Annotated in this window: 20 protein-coding genes; all 20 read right to left on the reverse strand. The window is 30.6% G+C overall.

Annotated features, from left to right (window positions below; genetic code table 11):
* Positions 1-21: 21 nt before the first annotated feature.
* Positions 22-1,179, reverse strand: coding sequence for an alanine racemase (alr, locus tag CDIF1296T_RS17970; RefSeq protein WP_003437830.1), 1,158 nt, complete (start codon positions 1,177-1,179; stop codon positions 22-24).
* Between the two features lie 14 nt (positions 1,180-1,193).
* On the reverse strand, positions 1,194-1,784 hold the full coding sequence (gene gerS, locus CDIF1296T_RS17975; protein ID WP_009892025.1) for a germination lipoprotein GerS: 591 nt from the start codon (positions 1,782-1,784) through the stop codon (positions 1,194-1,196).
* Between the two features lie 20 nt (positions 1,785-1,804).
* The gene (locus CDIF1296T_RS17980) at positions 1,805-2,266 is read right to left on the reverse strand and encodes a CBS domain-containing protein (protein WP_003421362.1); all 462 of its coding nucleotides are present in this window, start codon (positions 2,264-2,266) and stop codon (positions 1,805-1,807) included.
* 14 nt (positions 2,267-2,280) lie between these two features.
* Positions 2,281-2,661, reverse strand: coding sequence for a holo-ACP synthase (acpS, locus tag CDIF1296T_RS17985; RefSeq protein WP_009898706.1), 381 nt, complete (start codon positions 2,659-2,661; stop codon positions 2,281-2,283).
* A gap of 462 nt (positions 2,662-3,123) precedes the next feature.
* Positions 3,124-3,384, reverse strand: a complete 261-nt coding sequence (gene atpC, locus CDIF1296T_RS17990; protein WP_003425849.1) for an ATP synthase F1 subunit epsilon — start codon at positions 3,382-3,384, stop codon at positions 3,124-3,126.
* Positions 3,385-3,386: 2 nt separating this feature from the next.
* Positions 3,387-4,781 (reverse strand): F0F1 ATP synthase subunit beta, encoded by a 1,395-nt coding sequence (gene atpD, locus CDIF1296T_RS17995; protein WP_003425850.1) that lies wholly within the window; start codon positions 4,779-4,781, stop codon positions 3,387-3,389.
* Between the two features lie 12 nt (positions 4,782-4,793).
* Positions 4,794-5,672, reverse strand: coding sequence for an ATP synthase F1 subunit gamma (atpG, locus tag CDIF1296T_RS18000; RefSeq protein WP_003437835.1), 879 nt, complete (start codon positions 5,670-5,672; stop codon positions 4,794-4,796).
* A gap of 27 nt (positions 5,673-5,699) precedes the next feature.
* Positions 5,700-7,202, reverse strand: coding sequence for a F0F1 ATP synthase subunit alpha (gene atpA, locus CDIF1296T_RS18005; protein ID WP_003421367.1), 1,503 nt, complete (start codon positions 7,200-7,202; stop codon positions 5,700-5,702).
* Between the two features lie 16 nt (positions 7,203-7,218).
* Positions 7,219-7,764, reverse strand: a complete 546-nt coding sequence (locus CDIF1296T_RS18010; protein ID WP_003425856.1) for a F0F1 ATP synthase subunit delta — start codon at positions 7,762-7,764, stop codon at positions 7,219-7,221.
* Complete coding sequence (atpF, locus tag CDIF1296T_RS18015; RefSeq protein WP_009892033.1) at positions 7,761-8,258, reverse strand: F0F1 ATP synthase subunit B; 498 nt, start codon at positions 8,256-8,258, stop codon at positions 7,761-7,763. The genes CDIF1296T_RS18010 and atpF overlap by 4 nt, the downstream gene beginning before the upstream one ends.
* Positions 8,259-8,380: 122 nt before the next feature.
* The gene (atpE, locus tag CDIF1296T_RS18020; RefSeq protein ID WP_003421370.1) at positions 8,381-8,641 is read right to left on the reverse strand and encodes an ATP synthase F0 subunit C; all 261 of its coding nucleotides are present in this window, start codon (positions 8,639-8,641) and stop codon (positions 8,381-8,383) included.
* A 68-nt stretch (positions 8,642-8,709) separates the two neighbouring features.
* Positions 8,710-9,414 (reverse strand): F0F1 ATP synthase subunit A, encoded by a 705-nt coding sequence (gene atpB, locus CDIF1296T_RS18025; protein ID WP_003437836.1) that lies wholly within the window; start codon positions 9,412-9,414, stop codon positions 8,710-8,712.
* Positions 9,415-9,416: 2 nt separating this feature from the next.
* Positions 9,417-9,803 (reverse strand): ATP synthase subunit I, encoded by a 387-nt coding sequence (locus CDIF1296T_RS18030; protein WP_003437838.1) that lies wholly within the window; start codon positions 9,801-9,803, stop codon positions 9,417-9,419.
* Positions 9,804-9,807: 4 nt separating this feature from the next.
* Positions 9,808-10,035, reverse strand: a complete 228-nt coding sequence (locus CDIF1296T_RS18035) for an AtpZ/AtpI family protein (protein WP_003421373.1) — start codon at positions 10,033-10,035, stop codon at positions 9,808-9,810.
* A gap of 184 nt (positions 10,036-10,219) precedes the next feature.
* Positions 10,220-10,657 carry a deoxycytidylate deaminase gene (locus CDIF1296T_RS18040; RefSeq protein WP_003421374.1) on the reverse strand — a complete coding sequence of 146 codons (438 nt, stop codon included), beginning with the start codon at positions 10,655-10,657 and terminating at the stop codon, positions 10,220-10,222.
* 225 nt (positions 10,658-10,882) lie between these two features.
* Complete coding sequence (yqeB, locus tag CDIF1296T_RS18050) at positions 10,883-11,698, reverse strand: selenium-dependent molybdenum cofactor biosynthesis protein YqeB (RefSeq protein ID WP_009898711.1); 816 nt, start codon at positions 11,696-11,698, stop codon at positions 10,883-10,885.
* Positions 11,699-11,998: 300 nt separating this feature from the next.
* Positions 11,999-12,628, reverse strand: coding sequence for a uracil phosphoribosyltransferase (gene upp, locus CDIF1296T_RS18055; RefSeq protein WP_003437840.1), 630 nt, complete (start codon positions 12,626-12,628; stop codon positions 11,999-12,001).
* Between the two features lie 35 nt (positions 12,629-12,663).
* Positions 12,664-13,116, reverse strand: coding sequence for a ribose 5-phosphate isomerase B (gene rpiB / locus CDIF1296T_RS18060; protein WP_003437841.1), 453 nt, complete (start codon positions 13,114-13,116; stop codon positions 12,664-12,666).
* Between the two features lie 16 nt (positions 13,117-13,132).
* Entirely contained in the window at positions 13,133-13,582 is a 450-nt protein-coding gene (locus CDIF1296T_RS18065) for a low molecular weight protein arginine phosphatase (protein WP_003437844.1), read from the reverse strand.
* Positions 13,583-13,598: 16 nt separating this feature from the next.
* Positions 13,599-14,639: an L-threonylcarbamoyladenylate synthase gene (locus CDIF1296T_RS18070; protein WP_009892045.1), complete on the reverse strand. Its 1,041-nt coding sequence runs from the start codon at positions 14,637-14,639 to the stop codon at positions 13,599-13,601.
* Positions 14,640-14,663 lie beyond the last annotated feature (24 nt).

Here is a 14,663-nt window from a genome sequence, read left to right on the forward strand (position 1 = left end):
CCAGATTATAATATCATGGTTTTATTTTAGCAAATAACTGTTTATTTGTACAAGCTCATTATTTTCCATATAAACACGGTCAACTCTTCTTGATATCATACATAACACTTCATAGTTTATAGTTCCTAAGTCTTTAGCTATACGCTCAGCTGTAACTTCGCCTTCTCCAAATAGTATAACCTCATCTCCAACTTTTATGTCTATATCTTTGTCAATTCTAACCATTATTTGATCCATACATATTCTACCAACTACATCAAACACTTCTCCCTTAATAAGAACCTTTGGATTTTTTTGGATTCTAGTAAATCCATCTGCGTATCCTATTGGAACTGTAGCTATTGTTTCTTTACCTGTAGTTGTGTATTTTAGTCCATAACTTATTCCTACACCTGGTTCAACTTGTTTTATATGTCCGATTTTTGATTTTAATTTCATGGCTGGTCTTAATTCTAATCTATCTTTAAATACATCATCAGATGGATAATGACCATATAATATTATTCCTGCTCTTACCATATTTAATCTTAAATCAGGGCAATCCATAATAGCTGCACTGTTTGATACATGTTTTATAGCTATTTTTACACCAGCCTCATCTAATTTATCAGACATAAATTTATAATTATTAGCTTGTTTATAAGTGTACTCTTTACTTACTTCATCAGCTGTAGCAAAATGAGTAAACATACCTTCTAAATCTATATATTCTAATTTATTTAATTCTATTATTTCCTGTACTGACTCCTCATTAGGTTGGAAACCTATTCTAGTCATCCCTGAGTCTATTTTAACATGAACACAGGCTTTTTCTCCTAAAGATTTTGCAATTTCATTTATCTTTTGTGCTGTTTCTAAAGAATAAACTGTCATAGTTATTTTATTTTTTATAGAATCTTCAAAAGCTTCGTCTGGAGTATATCCCAAGTTCAAAATAGGAAGTGTTATGCCATTTTGTCTAAGTTCAATTCCTTCAGCAGTTCTTGCTACTGCTAAGTAATCTACTTTTTCTTTTTCTAGCAATTTTGCAACTTCTACTGCACCATGTCCATATGCATCAGCTTTTATTACTCCACAAATCTTAATATCTTCTTCTAATAAATTTTTAATATTATTTAAGTTAAATCTTAAGTTATCTAGATTTATCTCTGCCCATGTAGGCACTGTTATTTTTTGCATGTCTTTAGTCCCCCTTAGTTTCTGTATTCAAAATCTTTGTATTTTACTGTAAATCTTGGCACTCCCTCTTTATCTAACACTTCCATTTTTTCAGGATTTTTTGTGTCAGCATTTACATATAATACTTGCTTGTTAAAATATTTATTATCCCCAGGAATAAAAGTCTCTAAAACCAAATGTCCTTTCGATAACTTTACTTTCATCTCCTCATTTTGAAGATAGTTTTTTATAAAGTCTCCTACAAAAAGATATTGATTATTTTTTCCTGTATTAGGTAACTCCACTACATCACTAATCTTTGGATTTTTAACTAATATTTTATCACCTTGATATTCTATACTTTTCCCTTTTAAATGTTTTGGGGAAATTACTTCTAATTTATAGTTATCGGTTTTTTTATAAGTATGAATTAAAACATAATTGTGTGGACTTTTATTTCCAACTACTTCTACTTCAGCTTTACAACTGTAATAATTCATATCAGAAATCTGCTTTTGAAAATCTTTGTATACTTCTTCTTTTGTGGACTGTCGTTTTTGGCATCCTATTACAATTATAACCAGTGCCAAGAACATAATACATACTATGGTCCACTTTTTTCTCACATCACACCTCCTACTTCAGTTTATTCATTGTATAAAGCTTTTATTATATCATATCTACAAATTATACCTTTAAGTTTGTTGTCATCATCTACTACAGGAACTCTGTTTATTGATTTTTTAATCATTACATTAGCTACATCATCAAACTTATCATCTTCATGAACCTTTATTATATCTTTAGACATAAGTTCTCCAACCTTATAAGCAGCTACTTGTTTTATATCTTTTTCAACTTTTTTTAAGTCATCTAAGAAAATCAATCCTTGTAATAGATTTATATAGAGAGGTGCTTCTATATATTTTTCTTTTTTAAGAATATCTGTTTCAGAAATTATTCCAACAACTCTATTCTCTGAATCTACAACTGGCAGACCTCCTATTTTTTCTGCAATTAGCATATTAGCTACATCTGCTATACTATCATCTTGTTTTGCTACTATTACATCTGTTGTCATTATTTCTTTTGCTGTTTTATCCATCATAATGTAATCACTCCTTAGTCCTTAATTATGGTTATCGCATTTGCTATAGCATAATCTTTTGAATGTGATATTGAAACTTTTATTTCTAAAACATTATAATCTATGCACATTTTTGCTAGATTATTATAAGTTTTTACTATTGGTTTTCCCATTTCATTTCTGAGAACTTCTATATCTTTAAAATTAAACACTCTAATTCCTGTACCTATAGATTTACTTATAGCTTCCTTGGCTGCGAAATTACCTGCTATACTTTCTGCTTTAAAATTCTTAGAATTAAAATACTCTATTTCTCTATCTGTAAATATCTTCTCCAAAAACCTATTATTTTTGTCTACAGCCTTTCTTATTCTATCAATTTCAATTATATCTACGCCAATATCAAATATATTCATTGTTCCTCCAGAAAATTTATAATACTTCTTTCAATAATTAATAATGAATTTATAAATTTACTATCGATAATACACATTATTATTTAGTTTATGTTACTTATCTTAATTTAATAATCATTATAATAAAACTGTAACTTTTAAAATTATTTGTAATGAATATTATATACAAATCTATTATATTATTTATTATACTACACAACTAAGCAAATTTTTTAAATTTTATAAAAATTTTATATGTATTTCTTATATGAAGACTTTTTCACTTACATAAAAGCTATCTAAATCTTCTTTATCTTATTAATTACAACATAATTTGGCAGTAAATTTAAACATTTTGTGAATTTATTATCACTAAAAACTTACAATTTTATCGTTATTTTATTAACACCAAAACGCAAAAAAGCCATTTTACCCAAAAGTTTTTTTTGGTCAAAATGACTTTTTATACTCTAAATTAATTTATTAAATCCACTCAGCAGATTCTGTCAATATGACAGTTTTATCTTGAGTTACATTAATGAATCCTTCTGCTATTTTCGCCTCTTTAAAACTTCCCTCTTTTTTTATCTTTAAAGTTCCTACAGGTATACCTGAAACAAATGGTATATGACCTTTCAACACCCCTTTGTCTCCTTTTGTAGTTCTAACTACTATCATTTCAACATCTCCATCATAAAAAGTATTACTTGGAGTTACAACTTTCAATGAAAATTCACTGGCCATGACTACATACTTCCCTTCGCTTTTCTAACAGCGTCTTCTATTGTTCCTACAAATAAGAATGCTGACTCTGGTAAGTCATCATGTTTCCCTTCAAGAATTTCTTTAAATCCTCTTACAGTCTCTTTAACAGGAACATATTGACCTGGATTTCCTGTAAATTGCTCAGCAACTGTGAATGATTGAGATAAGAATCTTTGTATCTTTCTAGCACGTGCAACTATTAACTTATCTTCATCAGATAATTCATCCATACCAAGTATAGCAATTATATCTTGAAGTTCTTTATATCTTTGAAGTATTGATTGCACACCTCTAGCTACTTCATAATGTTCTTTTCCTACTATACTAGGGTCAAGAATCCTTGATGTAGATTCAAGAGGGTCAACTGCTGGATATATACCCAGTGATGATATTTGTCTTGATAAAACTGTTTTTGCATCTAAGTGAGAGAATGTTGTAGCTGGTGCTGGGTCAGTTAAGTCATCTGCTGGTACATATACTGCTTGAACAGATGTTATTGAACCTTTCTTAGTTGATGTTATTCTCTCTTGAAGTGCACCCATTTCAGTAGCTAATGTTGGCTGATAACCAACAGCTGATGGCATACGTCCTAGAAGTGCTGAAACTTCTGAACCAGCTTGTGTGAAACGGAATATATTATCAACGAAAAGTAAAACGTCTTGTCCTTGCTCATCTCTAAAATGTTCTGCCATTGTAAGTCCAGTTAAAGCAACTCTCATTCTCGCTCCAGGTGGTTCATTCATTTGACCAAATACTAGAGCTGTTTTATTTATAACTCCAGACTCACTCATTTCGCCATAAAGGTCGTTACCTTCTCTTGTTCTTTCTCCTACTCCTGAAAATACAGAAATACCACCATGTTGCTTAGCAATATTGTTTATAAGCTCTTGTATTAGAACTGTCTTTCCTACTCCTGCTCCTCCAAATAGACCTATTTTTCCACCTTTTAGATATGGAGCTAGTAAGTCAACTACCTTAATACCAGTTTCTAGTATCTCTGCTGTAGTTTCTAGTTCATCATACGCCGGTGCTGGTCTATGTATAGGTAATTTAGGTGCAGATTTTGGAGCTGGTTTCCCATCAACTGGTTTTCCAAGAACATTGAATATTCTACCTAAAGTTTCATCTCCAACAGGAACACTTATTGGCCCTCCTGTATCTACAACTTCCATACCTCTTACAAGTCCGTCTGTTGCACTCATAGCTATACATCTTACAGTATCATCACCTATATGTTGAGCAACTTCTGCAACTATTTCTTTATCTCCTAACTTTATTACTAACGCATTTAATAAGTTAGGTAGGCTTTGTTCACTATCAAACTTAACATCTAGTACAGCTCCTACAATCTGTACTACTTTACCTACATTTGCCATTTCCTAACCTCCCTATTTTAGAGCTTCAACTCCACCAACTATCTCTGTTATTTCTTGAGTTACAGCTGACTGTCTTGCTCTGTTATAACTTAACTCTAAATTAGATAGCATTTCATTCGCATTGTCTGTGGCTGATTCCATTGCAGTTCTTCTAGCACCTTGCTCTGATGCAAAAGATTCCAAAATTCCACCATATACTGTACCTGATATAAACTGAGGTACAATATAACTTAAAACTGCTTCTGCTGATGGTATATATTGTACTTTTGATCTATTTTGTTTTTCTTCTTTTACTGCCATTCCTTGTTCGTCTGTATCTTTTTCAAAGACTAATGGAAGCAATTTCAAAATTTCAACTTCTTGTGATAAAGCAGATTTAAATTTTGTATAAGCAATATAAACTTCATCTACTTCACCTTTTTTATACAGGTCAATAATAGTTTGTGAAATTTCTGTCGCATCTTCATATCCACAAGCTTCAACACTATTTATATCTTTTGCTATATTGTAGTTTCTTTTAGAAAAAAATTCATGTGCTTTCTTTCCAACAGTAATCACTGTTTCCTTTTTACCTTTCATATGAGAGACAGATTCCTTTAATACATTAGAATTGTATCCACCTGCAAGTCCTCTGTCTCCAGCTACTACTACATAGCATTTATTTTTTACTTCTCTTTCTTTTAAAAATTCATTTCTAATTCCACGTGTTGTTTGGGCAATATCTTTTACTGTATTGTATAAAGTATTAAAATATTCTCTTGAATCTTCAGCCTTTTCTTTTGCTTTTCTAAGCTTAGAAGATGCAACTAATTCCATTGCTTTAGTTATTTGCTTTGTACTTTCAACAGTTCCCATACGTGTTTTGATTGCTTTGATTCCAGCTCCTGCCAATTAATTTACCTCCTTTTTTAAAAAGGATTATACTTCAACAACAAACTTTTCTTTAAATTCATTTATTGCATCTGTTAAATCATGAGTGAAGTCTTCTCCACCTAATATTTTTCTTGATATTTCCGGATAATTATTATCTACAAATGCATACAATTCTGATTCAAATCTAGCTATATTATCTATCGGAATATCCTCTAAATGATTATTTATAACAGCATATATTATCATAACTTGATTTTCAACTTTTATTGGTTGATGCTCACCTTGTTTTAATATCTCAACGATTCTTTCACCTTGAGCAAGTCTCTTTTTAGTATCTTCATCTAAGTCAGAACCAAACTGTGAGAATGCTGCAAGTTCTCTATATTGTGAATATGCAAGTTTTAATGTTCCTGCAACTTTTTTCATTGCTTTAATTTGCGCAGAACCACCAACCCTTGATACTGATATACCAGGGTCAACTGCTGGTCTTACACCTGAATAGAATAACTCTGGTTGTAAGTATATTTGACCATCTGTTATAGATATAACATTTGTTGGTATATATGCAGAAACGTCACCAGCTTGAGTTTCTATTATAGGCAAGGCAGTCATTGAACCTCCACCCAATTCATCAGATAACTTAGCTGCTCTTTCAAGTAATCTTGAATGTAAATAGAATACATCTCCAGGATATGCCTCACGTCCTGGTGGTCTTCTAAGTAACAATGACATTTCTCTATATGCAACAGCTTGTTTACTTAAATCATCATACACTATAAGTACATGTTTCCCATTGTACATAAATTCTTCACCCATAGCTGCTCCAGCATATGGTGCTATATATTGAAGTGGTGCTGATTCAGATGCTGTTGCTGAAACTACTATTGTATAATCCAAAGCTCCACCTTTTTCTAAAGAGCTAACTAATTGAGCTATAGTAGAACGTTTTTGTCCAATTGCTACATATATACAGATAACATCTTTTCCTTTTTGATTTAGTATAGTGTCAATAACTATAGATGTTTTACCAGTTTGTCTGTCACCTATTATTAACTCTCTTTGACCTCTACCAATTGGTATCATTGAATCTATTGATTTGATTCCTGTTTGTAATGGTTCATAAACAGACCTTCTATCTATTATACCAGGTGCCTCAGATTCAACTGGTCTAGTTTTTGTGTACGCTATAGGTCCTTTTCCATCTATTGGCTGACCTAGTGAGTTTACAACTCTACCTATTAAAGCTTCTCCAACTGGAACTTCAACTATTCTTCCAGTTCTCTTAACTATATCGCCTTCTTTTATTTCACTGTCATCTCCAAGGATAACAGCTCCAACTACTTCTTCTTCCAAGTTAAGTGCCATACCATATATTTCACCTGGGAACTCTAGCAACTCACCAGACATAGCTTTTTCTAATCCATATACACTCGCTATACCATCCCCAACTGTTAAAACACTACCTGTATCTGTCAACTCAACTTTATTCTCATAATTTTTTATTTGCTGTTTAATTATAGAACTTATTTCTTCAGGTTTTAAGTTCATGGGTTCACCGCCATTCTTAAGATATTACTTCAGATAGCTTTTCTTTCATCTTATCAAGACGAGTTTTCACAGTGCCATCTATTTGTTCATTTCCAATTCTAACTAGAACTCCCCCTAGTATAGTCTTGTCAACAACATTTTCTATAGTAACATTTTTGTTGTATTTATTTGAAAGTTTGACTTCAAGTTCTTTAATATCTGTTTCACTCATTGGAATAGCACTTATTGCTACTCCATCAATTACATTGTTTTTCTTATTTAATAATTCTTTATAAGCTAATTCGATATCTTCTAAATATGATATTCTATCTTTATCTACTAAAACTTTTAAAAAGTTTTTTATGTTAGAACTTACTTCTTTACTAAAAATAATTTCTACCAAGTTTTTCTTTTCTGATTTTGAAACTAATGGTGATTTTAAAACTTTGTAGAAATCTTTACTAACTTTAGTCATCATATCTACTACTTTTTCTAGTTCTTTGAATAAGACATCAGTTGAATTTTCTTCTTCTCCTAATTGAAATAGGGCTTCTGCATATCTATTTGCTATTACATTTATCATTTAGCTTCCCCTACCTCTTTTATAAAGTTTTCTATCAATTCTTCATGTTTAGATTTATCTAAATCTTTTTCAATAACTTTAGATGCTGCAAGTAGTGCTATGTTAGATATATCATTTTTGATTTCATTTATAACCTTTTGTCTTTCTTGTTCTATATCTTTGTTTGCTTTTTCTTTTATATCAAGAGCATCTTTCTTTGCAGTATTTACTATATCATCTGATTTCTGCTCTGCTCTTATAGTTGCTTGTTTTATGATTTCTTGACCTTCATCTTTGGCAAAATTGATTTTTGACTCATATTCTTTTTTCAGAGCTAAACCTTCATTTTTTGCTTTTTCGCCTTCTGCCAAATCACTTTTAATATCATTTTCTCTTGATTCAATTATATTTAATACTGGCTTGAATAAAAGCTTTCTCAGAAGTAAAAATATTATAAAAGTATTAACAATTTGGAACACAAATTCCCACGTTATACCTACTAGTGCTTTTTCCATAATTATCCTCCTTTCCATAAATCATAACTACTTATAATCACGAGATGATAAAGTTCATCTCATGATTATAAGTTTGAGATGATTTACCTATAAACCTATCTCAAAATATTTAAGGACTAAATCTACATTCCTAAGTATTTAAAGAATGGATTTACGAATAGAAGTATTATTGATATAACCAAACCATATATTGCTGAAGACTCTGCTATAGCAACTCCTAGTAATAAAGTTGATGTTATATCACCTTTAGCTTCTGGCTGGTTTCCTACTGCTTCTGCAGCTTTAGCTGCTGCTATACCTTGACCTATACCTGCACCTATACCTGTTGCAACTGCTATCCCTGCTCCTATTGCTGATGCTGCCGCTACTATTGCTGTTTCCATAATTATTTCCTCCTTAAAACTTTAATTTTTTAAATTATTTTATTTTTATCTTAATATAAGTTGATTTCTTAATCTAACTCTCCTGCACTTGATATAAATACCATTGTTAACATTATAAATATATATGCTTGTAACAATCCTGCAAATAAGTCAAAGTACAAGTGTAATGGGACTGGTATTAATATTTCTCCAATTGGTATTGATAATCCTGGTATTAAACTAGATATAAAACCTAAAAGTTGATAAAACAGACCCATTATTATTGTTCCACCTAAAATATTCCCAAATGGACGGAAACTTAATGATATTGGTCTAGCTAACTCACCTATAATATTGATTGGTAACATTATGGCAAGTGGTTGAGCCAATTCTTTAAAGTATGATAACCCCTTAAATTTAACTCCTGCAAAATAAATCATAAAAAATGTAATCATTGCCCATGCAGCAGTTGTGTCTAAGTCGGTTGTTGGTGACCTTAATCCAAGTAATGGGCTTAAATTTGAACATGCGAAAAATAAAAACAAGCTTCCTATGTATGGTATCATATATGGCATTCTTTTTACTGTATTTTTACCCATAACATCTGTAACCATTTTAGCAAGACCACCTACTGCAAATTCTAAGAATATTTGAACTTTACTAGTTGGAACTTTTTTTAAGTTTCTAGTCAAAAAATAAGATGCTATCGCTAAAAAGGCCATTATTCCCCAACTTACTAGTATTGTTTCACTAATCTTAAAGTTTCCTATGAGATAATAATGCGCTTGATTCATACTTATGCCTCCTTCCTCTTTAATTTATTTATAAAGTTTTTTGATAATATGACAAACTTTGTGCTCAATAATCCCAATGCTGTTCCGATTATATTTAAATGTGGTACTGTAGCTGATGCAATTAGAACAACTGCCATTATAAATAATCTAACAGCATATTGTGCTGATGCATAAGCTTGTGCCTTCCCAGCAGGAAATGTCACTGATTTTTCCAGTGATATCGCCAATAATCTAAAATTTAACATAGCTATTATAGAGCCAAATATAAGTCCTAATAATACTGGTTTACTTAATGTTGATGTTATCAACATTAGCACAATTAAAACTACATCAAATATTACTATACCTTTTGTTACTGACCTTACCTGGTTAAGTAATTTTATATCCAATATATCACTTCCTTCGTGTATATACTATTAGAGTTTTATAAACACCACTAAAAGCACCTCCAACACCCAACAATAAAAATATTATTGTCAGAACTGGAGTAGTATTCAATTTACTATCTAAAAATTTTCCTAAGAAAGTACATCCTAATATTGATATTACAATCATCAATCCTATTTGACTTATTAAACTAAACAACTTTGCAATTTCTGTATGTGTATTTCTTTTACTCATAAATAGTATCCCTCATTATTATAAAATAAATAACATGTAATTAATCTATCTCATAAATTTATTTAATTATAAAATATATCTTACTACTAATCTGATGATTTTTCAAATACTTTCTTTTAATCATTTGATATCATTGTATTTCAGTGTCATAATTTGACATTTATTGTCTTATAAATTTTATCCACTAAAATTTTATGAGTTCTATTCCTGCTTCTTTTAATAATTCTGTAGACATATCATCTGGATAATCACCTTCATAAACAATTTTCAATATACCTGCATTTATGCACATTTTTGCACACAAAACACAAGGTCTTGTAGTAACATACAAAGTTGCCCCATCTACACTAATACCATTATGAGCAGCTTGTATTATCGCATTTTGTTCAGCATGTAATGCTCTGCATAATTCATGCCTTTCTCCTGAGGGAATATTTAATTCCTGCCTCTTACATCCAATATTTTCACAGTGTTCAAGATTTCTCGGAGAACCATTATATCCAGTTGTTAATATTTGTTTGTCTCTTACAATTACAGCTCCTACTTGTCTTCTAATACAAGTTGAACGCTTTTTCACTACTTCTGCAATTTCCATGAAGTATTCATCCCATGATGGTCTCATAATTTACTTTTCTCCTCTTTGCTTATGTACTGGTATTATATATTTATTAGATTTCAACCTAAATAAATACTTATTTTTATATTATATACACATGTTAATTGAATGTCCAATAAAAAAAGAGCATTTTTACCATTTAAATTTTAAATACCCGTCATATGCTCTCTTTAATCTATTAAATTTATTATATCATCTTAATAAAATATTAATAGCTTTATCTAATATAAATTAATTTTGGGGATAAATCCCATTGTTTAGTATGGCTTCTAAAACCCCTCCAGCTATACATCTAGCTTTATCTGATATTGTAAAAGCATTCTTAACTTCTTCTTTTCTAGGGTCTATGTCTAGTATTTTTAAATTTTTGTTTACCTTTGCTCCATCCTTTAATAAACCTCTAAGGACTCCAGATATTGTTGCTCTAACTTCATGTTTTTTTTCATAATTATTAATATAGCAAAGTAGGTCTCCCTTTTCAACTATATCACCTATCTTACATACATTTTCCATTATGCCATCATACTGTGAATGCATAACTCTCTCTTTAGAAAAACCTTTTATTGCTCCTGGTACTCCTGTATTTTTTTCTGCTCTACCATTAGTTATTATTCTTCCTAGATTATGACCTCTCATTGTCTCTATAACAACATCTACATCTTCTCCTGCACAAAATCCAGGACCTAAAGCTATTGTAAATGGTGCCATATCTTTAGTTGTACCTAAGTTTTTCTTAGCGAGTATTCCATCAACCAAAACGATTGGATTTAATTTAGATAATTTTTCTCCTTTTGGGTCTATAATCAAGGCTACTTTATGTTGAGATAAAACTTCTTCTATTTCTTTTTCAGTATTGCAAAATATACATTCTACACCTTCAACAGTTACTTTTTTTTCATAAACAGCCTCACAAAAAGAAATTTGCCTTCTTATAGCTAATGGCTCTTCTATTTCTAACGCAACTACTTTAAAACCACTGTTGTGTAATTTATGAATAACTGCTGTTGCTAAATCTCCAGCCCCTCTTACTACTATACAATTCTTCATGTATTACCACTCCCAATAATATTATTAATATTCAATTCTCAATTTAACTAATACACTTAATACCTATAATCTTAATCGTAAGCAACTAACATGCCACATTAAAATAGACTACTATTCTATAAAACCTTGTAAAATAAGCAATCTTTTTTAATTGGTAAAAACTTTTTATTCTCAATTCGAGAAATTTATCAATTCAATAATTCCTATTTTGAGAAAAAATATATAAAAAAGAACCTTCTTACATAAAATTATATACACTATATAAGAAAGTCCCTAATAAATATTTATAGTTATTTATTTTTATTTAGTTCCAAACAATCTATCTCCAGCATCACCAAGACCAGGAATTATATATCCATGTTCATTTAATCTTTCGTCAACTGATGCAACATATATATCAACATCATCATGATATTTTTGCACTTCTGCTATACCTTCTGGTGCAGCTACTAAATTAGCTAATTTTATACTTTTAGCTCCTTTAGACTTAAGTAAATCTATAGCTGCTACAGCAGAACCCCCTGTTGCAAGCATAGGGTCAACTACTATTATATCTCTTTCTCCTATGTCTTGAGGAAGCTTACAATAATATTCAACTGGTTTTAATGTTTCTGGGTCTCTATATAGTCCTACATGTCCAACTTTTGCTGCTGGCATTAAGCTCACTAATCCATCTACCATTCCAAGACCTGCTCTTAAAATTGGAATTATTGCTAATTTTTTACCTGCAACTACTTTAGATGATGTTTTTTGAATAGGAGTTTCTATTTCTACATCTTTTAATGGTATATCTTTTGTTATTTCATACCCCATTAACATTGCAATTTCAGTTAAAAGCTCTCTAAAGTCTTTAGAACCAGTATTTTTATCTCTCATTAAAGTTAATTTATGTTGTATTAATGGATGGTTTGTCTCTACCACTTTGCTCATTTTGATAATTCCTCCTGATAAAACTGTAATTTTTATTATTTATTATGTTTTTCTTCTATTGATTTAATCATGTTTACTCTTCTAGCATGTCTATCACCTTCAAAATCCGTATTAATCCATGCTTCAACTATCTCAAGTGCTAGACCTTTTCCTAAAACTCTTTCGCCTAATGATAACATATTTGCATCATTATGTGCTTTTGACATTTTTGCAGAAAATACATCTGATACAACTGCACATCTTATCCCAGGAACCTTATTAGCAGCTAAAGATATTCCTATCCCTGTACCACAACATAATATTCCATAATCTACTTCTTTATTTATAACTGAATTTGCAACTATTTCTCCATAAACAGGATAATCAACAGAATCTGTAGCATTATTAGTTCCGTAATCTACACATTCTATACCTTTACTTTCTAAATAGCTTATTATTTCTTTTTTTAAATTATATCCTCCATGGTCACAGCCTAATCCTATCTTCATTTGTTTATCCTCCGTTTCATATTTTTTTTACTATTTCGTTGACAGAATACATTATTTCTCTCATAGTGCTTCTATAAATATCCAAATTTCCACCAAATGGGTCAGATATATCTTCCTCATTTTTATTTGCAAACCCTTTAAAAGTATACACTTTTTCTTTGCATTTTGGAACTGCTTGTACTAAAATTTCTTTATGAGATTTAGTCATTGTTAGTATTATATCTGATTCATCAATTAATTTTTTAGTAATTACTTTACTTCTATGATTTGATAAGTCTATACCGATTTCTTTTAGTACTTCTATAGAATTTTCAGAAGCACCCATTCCATTTGCTGTAGATATACCTGCTGATGATATAGAATATTCTTCAATACTTCTTCCAGATTCTTTAATTGCTTTCCTTAGTATAGCCTCAGCCATAGGACTTCTACAAGTATTACCTGTACACACAATAAGTATATTCATATTTTACAACTCCCTCTTAAGCCTTTATCACTTTGTATCCTGCTGACTTCAGTAGTCTATTCATAATTGCTTGTCCAACTCCAGTCTTAGGGAACTCTTCTGAATATATGACATCAACACCCTTTTTGTCCATTTCTATAAGAGCATCAAACAGATTACTTGCAACTTCTTCAAGAGAGTTTCCTAAATCGATTACTTCTCCATCATAAAACTCTCGGTTTCTACTAATACACATTACACCTGTCTTTAGACCTTTGTCTCTATTAGATTTTATCATATCATTAATCTTTGTTGCTACATTTTCTCTTTTTCCAGATATTATATATACATCTGCATTTGGAGAATAATGTTTATATTTCATTCCAGGAGCTTTAGCTTTTTGATTATCTTCTTTTTTACTTAATGATGGGTCAAGCTTTACTTCTCCAAGAAGTTCCTCTAAAACTTCTTTAGTTATACTTCCTGGTCTCAGTATCATAGGAGTCTCTTCTGTTAAATCCAATACAGTTGACTCCAATCCAAAATTACTGTCTCCTCCTAAAACTATTCCATCCACTCTTCCATTCATCTCTTCATATACATGTTTTGCTTTTGTTGGAGATGGGCGACCTGAGATATTTGCAGAAGGAGCTGCAATAGGTATACCAGCTTCTTTTATTATTGCCCTGGCAATAACATTAGAAGGCATCCTTATTGCAACTGTATCAAGCCCTCCACTAGTTTTGTATGGAATTATATCTTTTTTATTTAATATAATTGTTATAGGTCCTGGCCAAAGCTTTTCTATAACAAGTTTAGCTTTATCACTTATATCTTTGGCTAAGTCATATACTTCTTCTTTTTCATATATATGGACTATCAATGGATTGTCACTAGGTCTTCCTTTAGCTTCATAAATCTTCTTTACTGCATTTTCATCTAATGCATTTGCACCCAACCCATATACTGTCTCAGTTGGAAAAATAACTGTTTTACCTTCTCTAAGAAGTTTTGCTTGTATTTTTATTTCCTCATAATCAATATTATTTATATCAATATTACTTATAATAGTTTTCATCTTTTGTATGCCTGCTTTCATTTT

Origin of the sequence: Clostridioides difficile ATCC 9689 = DSM 1296 (assembly GCF_001077535.1) — a bacterium.
GTDB lineage: Bacteria > Bacillota > Clostridia > Peptostreptococcales > Peptostreptococcaceae > Clostridioides > Clostridioides difficile.

Coding starts and splice junctions, on each gene's coding strand:
- CDIF1296T_RS18070 (WP_009892045.1), bottom strand. CDS start 14,639: ATGAAAACTATTATAAGTAATATTGATATAAATAATATTGATTATGAG.
- atpD (WP_003425850.1), bottom strand. CDS start 4,781: ATGGCAAATGTAGGTAAAGTAGTACAGATTGTAGGAGCTGTACTAGAT.
- CDIF1296T_RS18040 (WP_003421374.1), bottom strand. CDS start 10,657: ATGAGACCATCATGGGATGAATACTTCATGGAAATTGCAGAAGTAGTG.
- upp (WP_003437840.1), bottom strand. CDS start 12,628: ATGAGCAAAGTGGTAGAGACAAACCATCCATTAATACAACATAAATTA.
- atpC (WP_003425849.1), bottom strand. CDS start 3,384: ATGGCCAGTGAATTTTCATTGAAAGTTGTAACTCCAAGTAATACTTTT.
- atpF (WP_009892033.1), bottom strand. CDS start 8,258: ATGGAAAAAGCACTAGTAGGTATAACGTGGGAATTTGTGTTCCAAATT.
- atpA (WP_003421367.1), bottom strand. CDS start 7,202: ATGAACTTAAAACCTGAAGAAATAAGTTCTATAATTAAACAGCAAATA.
- CDIF1296T_RS17980 (WP_003421362.1), bottom strand. CDS start 2,266: ATGATGGATAAAACAGCAAAAGAAATAATGACAACAGATGTAATAGTA.
- alr (WP_003437830.1), bottom strand. CDS start 1,179: ATGCAAAAAATAACAGTGCCTACATGGGCAGAGATAAATCTAGATAAC.
- atpB (WP_003437836.1), bottom strand. CDS start 9,414: ATGAATCAAGCGCATTATTATCTCATAGGAAACTTTAAGATTAGTGAA.
- rpiB (WP_003437841.1), bottom strand. CDS start 13,116: ATGAAGATAGGATTAGGCTGTGACCATGGAGGATATAATTTAAAAAAA.
- yqeB (WP_009898711.1), bottom strand. CDS start 11,698: ATGAAGAATTGTATAGTAGTAAGAGGGGCTGGAGATTTAGCAACAGCA.
- CDIF1296T_RS18035 (WP_003421373.1), bottom strand. CDS start 10,035: ATGAGTAAAAGAAATACACATACAGAAATTGCAAAGTTGTTTAGTTTA.
- CDIF1296T_RS18010 (WP_003425856.1), bottom strand. CDS start 7,764: ATGATAAATGTAATAGCAAATAGATATGCAGAAGCCCTATTTCAATTA.
- atpE (WP_003421370.1), bottom strand. CDS start 8,641: ATGGAAACAGCAATAGTAGCGGCAGCATCAGCAATAGGAGCAGGGATA.
- CDIF1296T_RS18065 (WP_003437844.1), bottom strand. CDS start 13,582: ATGAATATACTTATTGTGTGTACAGGTAATACTTGTAGAAGTCCTATG.
- acpS (WP_009898706.1), bottom strand. CDS start 2,661: ATGAATATATTTGATATTGGCGTAGATATAATTGAAATTGATAGAATA.